Here is an 8,246-nt window from a genome sequence, read left to right on the forward strand (position 1 = left end):
TTCACCAGGCGGTTGCCATAACCGTCATAGGAGCCCTCGTACTGCTTAAGCATAAGCGGCCAGCCCAGCTCGTCGGCGGCGTCGTGCACAGCCGCCCGCGTTGCACAGCGCCGGTAGGCCGGCAATGGGATGTCGTATGCCGCCAGGCGATCATTCTGAACGCCCTTGTGCCGGATCCACATGAGCGTCTGCGGACTCGGCCAGATGGCGGTGCCTTCGGGGCAGACGGGCGCGAGCGTGTCGGCCGGGGCCCACTCGCTCTCGACCGTAACCGCCGTGCAGCCGGTGGCAAAGTCGCGAAGCACCTCCGGGTCGGTCCAGTCTGCCACCGTTGCGTTGGCGTACGGCTGCATCGGACCCGCTTCTTTCGGGGACAGCAGCCGCACGTTGATGCCAAGGCGCACTGCCTCAGCCGCCATCATCTTGCCAAGCTGGCCGCCGCCTAAGATACCGAGTGTCGGAAAAGAAGTCACAGAAGTAGGAAGATTGGTTTGCAGGTTTAGCGTTCAGTTGGTACAGGCTGTACAGGCTGTTCGCGACGGGCTGTTCGCGGCAGGCCGTTGGTTACCGGCATGTAGTTACCGGCATGCAGCCCAGCCGCCCATAATTGATTGAGCTATGCCTCCTCAAACAGACGACGCAGCTCGTCTTCGCTGTCGACCAGCACGTCGCGGGCTTTGGTGCCCGCGAAGGGGCCTACGATGCCGGCTTCCTCCAGCTGGTCTACGATGCGTGCAGCCCGGGTATAGCCAATCGCCAGCTTGCGCTGCAGCAGCGATACCGAGCCCTGCTGGCGGCGCACGATGATGTAGGCCGCCTCCTCAAACAGCTCGTCGGTGTCTTCCACCCCGAGCAGCACGTCGGGGCCATGGCCCGACTCCTGTAGCGAGGGCAGCGTGTACGGCGCCATTGGCGGCTGGTCGCCAATGAACCCGTTGATCCGCTCCACCTCTTCGACCGACACAAACGGGCCCTGCAGACGCTGCAGCGAGCTGCCCCGCAAAAAGAGCAGATCGCCGTTGCCCACGAGCCGCTCGGCCCCGATCTGGTCCAGAATGGTGCGCGAGTCGACCCGTGAAGCCACCTCAAAGGCCGACCGCGACGGGAAGTTGGCCTTAATCAAGCCGGTAATGACGTCGACCGACGGACGCTGCGTTGCCAGGATCAGGTGGATGCCCACCGCACGGGCTTTCTGCGCCAGCCGCGCAATCGGCCCCTCAATGTCGTCGCCCGCCGTCATCATCAGGTCGGCCAGCTCGTCTACGATCACTACCACATACGGCAGCTTCTGGTGGCCCGCCGCCGCATCCAGGCTGCCGGCGGCCCACTTGCGGTTGTAGGCGCGAATGTTGCGCACCCGCGCATCCTGCAGCAGGTCGTAGCGCTTCTCCATCTCCTCCTCGCAGCTTTTCAGCACACCGCACGCCTCGTCGACATTCGTGATCACCGTATCCTCGATATCAGCCGGGCGCGCCATGAAGTGGTCTTCCAGCAGCGCGTACTGCTGCAGCTCGATCTTCTTGGGATCGATGATAACGAACTTCACGTCGGAGGGATGGCATGCGTAGATCATGCCCATGATCAGCGCGTTGAGGCCGACCGACTTCCCGCTTCCGGTGGCTCCGGCGATAAGCAGATGAGGCATCTTGGTGAGGTCGGCCAGAAAGACCGTGCCTTCAATCGACACCCCCAGCGGCAGCGGCAGCTCCAGATCGGCGTCACGAAACGTCTTGGTCGCGATCACATCACGCAGGCGCACCAGCTGGCGGCTACGGTTCGGAATCTCCACCCCCACCGCCGACTTGCCAGGAATCGGGGCCAGAATCCGGATGCTTCGCGCAGCCATCGCCATCGCCAGGTCGTCTTCGAGCGACTTGATGCGGCTCAGCTTAATGCCCGGCGCCGGGGTCATCTCGTAGCGGGTTATGGTTGGCCCCACCACCGCTGTAATGTCTTGAATCTCGATGTTGTGCGTGGCCAGCGTGTCGAGCAGGATCTGCTTGTTCGTCTCCAGCTCCTCGTAGTCGACAGCCGGATCTTCCTCGGTCGACGCGTCGAGCAGGTCGAGCGGCGGCGGCTCATACGGCACCGGCTCTTGCGGCGCGGTCTCCGGCTCTACCGGCACGTCGTCGGCCGCCTCCTCACGCTCGGCGGGCTGCACCTGCATATCCATGTCGTTCGGCGCATCCGGGTCTGCCTGCAGCGTAACCGGCTCAGCGGGCGACTCTGGCGTGTCGGATGATGGGTTAGAGGAATGCGGGGCCGCGGACGCCCGTTCGGAGGGTTCCGACGCGCTATGGTCTGCGTCTGCCCTGGTGGATGATGGATTCGTGCGTGCGGAAGGAGCCGCTCCTGACGAGGGAGTATCACGCGCAGCCGGGCTCTCACCTGACGGGTTCTCGCCCGACAGTTCCTCGCCCGATTCCTCGTCTCTCGACGAATCATCGTGAGCACCGGGGTTTTCCGGGTGGTCTTGCGAGGTTGGTGCAGGATTGCCCGCCGATGTTTGCTCTGCTTCAGGGCGTTCGGCGTCGGAGTCTGCTTCGCGTTCGCGGCGGGCCCTTCGGCGCGCCTGCTCCTCCCCAACCCGCTCGGCGATCGCCCGAATGCGGTCGCTCACGTCGTCGAAGCGAATCACACCTGGGTTTTTTTCGGGCCGTGCTTCCTCCTCAGAAGCCTGGTCTGCGTCTGGAACCGCTGGGGCGTCTGGTCGGGAAGCGTCTTCTTCGCGCTGTGCCGCCTCGGCTGAGCGCGCGGACGGCGACGGGGAGCCAGGCGTTTCGGAGGCGGGCGTTTCTTTGGAAGAATCCTCTTCAGGCGACACCTCTTCGGGAGAAGCCTTCGCGGTTGCGGGGGTGTGCTGTGCAGGAGCTGACGGTTCGCCTGCGGCATCGGGCGGTGGGGCAGGCGCCTCAGGGTTGGGGGGCGCCTCGTCGGCCTCATCTTCGGGCGAAGGCTCCGCATCCGACCGTACCAGCCGGAATCCGGGGGCATTGGGCTCGGTGGGGTCTTTGATGCGTGGCGTGTCGGACGCGGTCTCCTCTTCTTCGGGTGGTGTGCCGTACTGCGGGTGCGGGCGGTTTTGCCACTCGGCATAGCGGGCCTGAATCCACGTCCAGGCGTGCTGTGCGCCCGTGGCGATGGCCGCGCCCACTGCCTTTCCGATGACGATGAGACGGTCGGTAGCGCCCTGCACATCGCCCTCGGTCGCGAGCAGTCCGCCAACCACAGCAACAACTGTTAGCACAAGCAGGGTACCAACGATGCCCAGGAGCTGCGTAAACATTGCGGCTACGGTTACGCCCAACGCGCCGCTCCAGCGCACCATAGGGATGCCGAAGGCTTGCCCGACCCATCCGAGCAGTACGCAGATAAAGACAGCTACGCCCAGCGCGTTAAGTGCCGGACCGAGCATAGGAACCAGCGACTGGTGCCGAAAGACCCGAAAGCCAAGCCAGGCGAGGAGTCCGCACAGCACGAGCGCCGGGTAGCCCATGAAGTTTGGAACGAACACCCATGCGAGCATCGCCCCCATGTATCCAAGCCAGTTGAGGGTGCCGGTGCCGTCTTCAGGCGTCCCGAACATGGCGTCGAAGAACGACACCTGCTGCAGGTAGAGGTCGTCGGCGGGGTGGTACGAAACGAAGGCCAGTGCCAGCAGCGCTGCAAACGTCATACACAGCACGCCGAAGATTTCTTCTTTGCGCGCTGTGCTAAGCAGCGGCGCGCTGCCGGTGGAGGGCGATGATGAAGCCATACGGACAGGCAACGAGGCGTTTATGAACAAACACGAGGGCGCTGGGCATAGCAGAGGCGAGCGCTGTCCGTCAGCCAACCAGGTGCTTGCTCTCGCCTTCAAACCAAAACCCAAACAGGTTCTTGGTTCTTACGCTTCGGATGCACGGCACGACCGGAGCCCGCTTACAGGCCTGGCCCGGTCAGCTGGGAGCAGGCACGTCGGCATATGCTACAAGCCGGTTGTCGGTATAGTACGGAAGGATGGGCAGTTGGTCAATTCGAAAGCAGTAATCAATATCTTCGGCGTGGCCGTTGCGGGCTAAGCGGCGCGCATGGGTCGCATTGCGCAGGGTGTCGCCGAGGCTTGAGCGGTTATATAGAAAGAGGGAGTGGGCCGTATGTGCCGCATCGGAGACGTGGTTGGGCTCGCTTCCCTTCCAGAGCCGGTGCAGGATGGCACCGGCGCAGAGCGTGTCTTCGAGCGCTACACGGTTTTCGTGGCCGGCACACACGAGAACCACGTCGATGTCTTGCTCGCGCAGGAAGTCGGCTACGCGGGTTACGTTCAGGAAGGAGCCTGCAACCAGGTGCTTCGCGGTTTTAGCTCGGTCGAAGGCCTTGGTGCCATTGGTCGTGTTCAGGATCACATCGCGCCCATGCACTTCTTTTTCGGTGTACTCCAGGGGCGAGTTGCCAAGGTGATAGCCGTCAATCTTTTCTGCGTTGCGCTCGCCCCCGAGCCGGAAGACGTCAGGATCAAGGTTGGCCGCAATCTTGCCGGCCTGTGCCATGTCGGGAACAGGCATCACTGCACGGGCTCCGTTGTAGAGCGCCGTATTGATGGTGGAGCAGGCCCGAAGCACATCGATGACGACAACAGCCCGGCCGCGCACGTCGTCTTCAGCAACGGTTGTGTGAGTAAGAAAAACCTCTACGCTCGTGGCACTCATAAACTGTACGTGGTTGGTGTGAGCAGTGCGTGGGAACGCCGTTCAGTGCGCACAGAAAAGACGTTGAGGCAATCGTTTTCCTGTTAGCCGCAGGATTCCCTTCTGCAGCGGAGTGGCTTTTGCTTGTTGCCTCTTGCTAATCCTCTTGCTAATAATATATCACAGCATACTATTGCGCTCCTGCAGAGAGGTACAGGATACGTAACATGCATGGGTGTGCATGTGCGTCTGTCCCCTACTTATGCAGTGGGGGTTTGGCGACCTCTACGGCCACGGTGCGGCGCCCTTGCACCGACAGCGACGTGCCCGGGTCGGTATATATGGATTTGTTGGGCACGTAGCCCAGCCCGATGCCGCTGCTGAGCGTGGGGGACTGCGTGCCGCTGGTTACAGGGCCGAGCACGGTGCCGTCGGCATCGATGAGCTCGTCTCCGGCACGCGGGATGCCGCGTTCCTGCGCGACAAACGCAACGAGCTTGCGGTGAGGCCCCTCTTCCTTGACAGCACGCAGCGCCTCGCGCCCGATGAAGTCACCTGCTTCGAGCTTTACGATCCATCCCAGTCCGGCTTCATACGGGTTGGTTTCTTTGCTGATGTCGTTGCCATGCAAGCAGAACCCGGCCTCCATGCGCAGCGTGTCGCGCGCGCCGAGCCCGGCAGGCAGGAGCCCATCATCGGCGCCGGCCTCAAGCAATGTATTCCATACGAGTGCGGCGTCTTCTGGGGGCACGTATAGCTCGAGTCCTGGCTCGCCAGTATAGCCAGTACGCGAGATGATGGCCCGGTCGCAGTCGATGAACGAGCCGTCGTTCATCTCGATGAAGTGATAGAACCTGAGCTCGTCGAGGGCCGGACCGACGAACGGGCGTGCAATGTCGAGCGCTTTCGGGCCTTGCAGGGCCAGCAGTGCGTACTCGTCGGAGCGATTCGTTAGCGTGGCCCCCATCGGGTTGTTCTCTTGCATCCAGCGCCAGTCTTCTGCGCGGTTGCCCGCATTGATGACGAGCAGGAAGTGATTGGCCGCACGCCGGTAGACCAGCAGGTCGTCGATGATACCTCCTTCGGGCGTGCACATGGCCGTGTAGAGCGCTTTGCCGTCGTAGAGCGCCGATACGTCGTTGGTCACCAGGTGCTGCACAAACGCTTCTGCCTGCGGCCCCGTTACATCGACCTCTCCCATATGACTGACATCGAAGAGGCCGGCGTTGTTACGCACAGCTTCGTGTTCGGCAATGATGCCGCTATATTGCACCGGCATATCGAATCCGCCAAAGGGCATCATGCGGGCGCCGAGTGCTTCGTGCACGTCGTAGAGCGGAGTGGTGGCAAGCGTGTCGGCCATGGTACAAGTAAGAGGTAAGTCGTAGAGGCAATTGCGATGCGCAGGGCGCCTGTGTTGCCTGTTCAGTATAGGGGCTTCTCAGAGAGGATTCCACCGCCCACCCCCAATTTCATGCGCATTTGTGGCATGTGCATACCGATTTAAGGGCACTGCCTTCACGGTGCAAACCGGTCTTCTGTCTAATTCGGGGCTAATTTGCGTGCGCCTCAAAGCCTTCTGCGTTGAGCGCGTCGAGCGCTGCGCGGAGGGCCTCGGCGGTTTCGAACGCCAGACGGAACGTTCCGCCTGTTCCGTCGCGCACGCGCAGCAGTTCGATATCGCGGACCGACACGCCCACCCGTGCCAGTGGTTTGGTCATTTCGTGAAGGGCTCCGGCCATGTCGGGCACCCGTACGGTGCAGTCGTACGCCGGACGCATGAGTCCGGATGCGCGCTCGGGGAGCTGAGCGCGGGCCTCTTGCGCTTCATCGAAGAGCGCCTCGAGCTCATCCATGTCGCCCATAGCAACCTGGCGCTGCATCGTCTGCAGCCGGCGCGTGAAGTCGGCCAGCGCGTCAAGGATGCGTCCCTGGTTGCCGACCAGGATCTCGCGCCACAGGTCGAACGGGGAGTCGGCAATGCGCGTGAGGTCACGAAATCCGCCAGCGGCCAGCGCGAGGGTGTCGTCGTCAGCCGCGCCGGCATGTTGCATGAGCGCAACGGCAAGCAGCTGCGGCAGGTGGCTCACGCGCGCCACAATGCGGTCGTGGGCATCGGGCGATAGAATAATGGGCGTTGCGCCGACGGCCTCGACGACGGCATGCATGGCATTGAGCGCCGGCTGAGGGGTTGAATCGGTTGGAGTGAGCACGTAGGCGGCGTTCTCGAAGAGGATCGGGTCGGCTGCGTCTACGCCCGACGTTTCAGCACCAGACATCGGGTGTCCGCCGATGAACGTGACGTGCTCGGGAAGCACCTCGTTGGCCTGGTCAACAACAGCCCGTTTCACCGACGCAACGTCGGTAACGACTGTCCCTTCGCTCAGGTGCGGCGCAAGCTGCTCCATCGCAGCGAGGATCTTCCCGGGCGGGAACGCAAGCACAACGAGATCGGACCCATCTACTGCGGCCCCCATCGATGCCGCCTTTGCGTCGATAATGCCTCGCTCCTCAGCCCGCTCAAGCACCTGGGGGCGGTCGAAGCCGACGATCGTGCAGCCGCTGTTGTGCTGGCGCAGCGCCCATGCCAGGGAGCCGCCAATGAGCCCGGTGCCAAGTACCGCGCACCGTTCAAAGGGGAAATCAATCATGCAGGTATATCGTTCAGAGTAGACACATGCGAAGCGGGCAACCAGACAGGCTGATTTGCTCGGGGGCTCGGGGACTACGCCTTCGCCGCATCCATGAACGAGTCTGCAGGGCGGCTGTTCAAATAGGGGGGTTCTACCATGTTGTTAGTCATATATTGTTGACCGCACCACGGGACGCACTCTGCCATAGTGCACCCCGTGGTCTGTGCCCCTGCGGGCTTCTCTTTTCCACCTGCCAATGATCTTTTATGCCTGAACCTGTAGCGCTCTTTTGGAGCGGAGGTAAAGACGCGGCGCTTGCTTACCATGCGCTGCTGCACGATTCCTCGTACCGGGTCGATGCCCTCATCACAACGCTAAGCGCCTGTGGCAAATGGGTGCCGATGCATGGCATCCACCGCGAGGTGATTGCTGCTCAGGCGGAATCACTTGGCGTGCGGTGGATTTCCATTCCGCTTCCTGATCGGCCTTCCAATGCCGCATACGAGGCTGCGCTCGAACGCGCCTTCGCTTCGCATCTCCCTGACACGCTGACTACTATTGCTGCGGGCGACGTTTTTCTGAGCGACGTGCGCGACTACCGGGCTGGATTGATTGAGGCATGTGGATACGAGGCGCTGTTTCCGCTCTGGGGATGCGACGTTTCAACCTGGTCTCGTCGGTGGGCGGATGCGGCGGGCACAGCCTATGTGAACAGCGTGGATCCTGGCCAACTGGCTCCTGCGTTCATTGGGCGGCGCTACAACACCGCGCTGGTCGAGTCGCTTCCTGAGACGGTTGACCCCGCCGGCGAGCAAGGTGCGTTTCATACGGTGGTGACCGACCTCGATGCGTTTTCCGCTACGCTGCACATCACCCTTGGTCCCCACGACGCGAGCGGGCCGACCACGTATGCGCCGGCGCGCTTGGCTCCTTACACATAGATGCG

6 protein-coding genes are annotated in these 8,246 nt (G+C 62.5%); 1 reads left to right on the top strand and 5 read right to left on the bottom strand.

Translation table 11 applies throughout. The annotated features are described in order from the left end of the window. From PPP56_RS07290 to PPP56_RS07310, 5 genes are all read right to left on the bottom strand, one after another. A partial coding sequence (locus tag PPP56_RS07290) for a 5-(carboxyamino)imidazole ribonucleotide synthase (protein WP_502912563.1) occupies nt 1-473 on the bottom strand: 473 nt, incomplete at its 3' end. Nucleotides 474-616: 143 nt separating this feature from the next. Continuing rightward, complete coding sequence (locus PPP56_RS07295; RefSeq protein ID WP_353563381.1) at nt 617-3,757, bottom strand: DNA translocase FtsK; 3,141 nt, start codon at nt 3,755-3,757, stop codon at nt 617-619. Nucleotides 3,758-3,938: 181 nt separating this feature from the next. Continuing rightward, nucleotides 3,939-4,688 (bottom strand): 2-phosphosulfolactate phosphatase, encoded by a 750-nt coding sequence (locus PPP56_RS07300; RefSeq protein WP_353563382.1) that lies wholly within the window; start codon nt 4,686-4,688, stop codon nt 3,939-3,941. Nucleotides 4,689-4,923: 235 nt separating this feature from the next. Next, on the bottom strand, nt 4,924-6,030 hold the full coding sequence (gcvT, locus tag PPP56_RS07305; RefSeq protein WP_353563383.1) for a glycine cleavage system aminomethyltransferase GcvT: 1,107 nt from the start codon (nt 6,028-6,030) through the stop codon (nt 4,924-4,926). Nucleotides 6,031-6,220: 190 nt separating this feature from the next. Continuing rightward, nucleotides 6,221-7,318 carry a prephenate dehydrogenase/arogenate dehydrogenase family protein gene (locus PPP56_RS07310; protein ID WP_353563384.1) on the bottom strand — a complete coding sequence of 366 codons (1,098 nt, stop codon included), beginning with the start codon at nt 7,316-7,318 and terminating at the stop codon, nt 6,221-6,223. A gap of 248 nt (nt 7,319-7,566) precedes the next feature. On the opposite strand from PPP56_RS07310, the gene PPP56_RS07315 reads away from it, so the two are divergent. After that, entirely contained in the window at nt 7,567-8,241 is a 675-nt protein-coding gene (locus PPP56_RS07315) for a Dph6-related ATP pyrophosphatase (RefSeq protein ID WP_353563385.1), read from the top strand. The last annotated feature ends 5 nt before the right edge of the window (nt 8,242-8,246 follow it).

The sequence above is a fragment of the Longimonas sp. genome (genome assembly GCF_040409695.1).
Classification (GTDB): Bacteria; Bacteroidota; Rhodothermia; order Rhodothermales; family Salinibacteraceae; genus Longimonas.

Bases quoted from the DNA above. Each gene is read 5' to 3' on its own strand.
- PPP56_RS07300 (WP_353563382.1), bottom strand. From the start codon at position 4,688: ATGAGTGCCACGAGCGTAGAGGTTTTTCTTACTCACACAACCGTTGCT.
- PPP56_RS07295 (WP_353563381.1), bottom strand. From the start codon at position 3,757: ATGGCTTCATCATCGCCCTCCACCGGCAGCGCGCCGCTGCTTAGCACA.
- gcvT (WP_353563383.1), bottom strand. From the start codon at position 6,030: ATGGCCGACACGCTTGCCACCACTCCGCTCTACGACGTGCACGAAGCA.
- PPP56_RS07310 (WP_353563384.1), bottom strand. From the start codon at position 7,318: ATGATTGATTTCCCCTTTGAACGGTGCGCGGTACTTGGCACCGGGCTC.
- PPP56_RS07315 (WP_353563385.1), top strand. From the start codon at position 7,567: ATGCCTGAACCTGTAGCGCTCTTTTGGAGCGGAGGTAAAGACGCGGCG.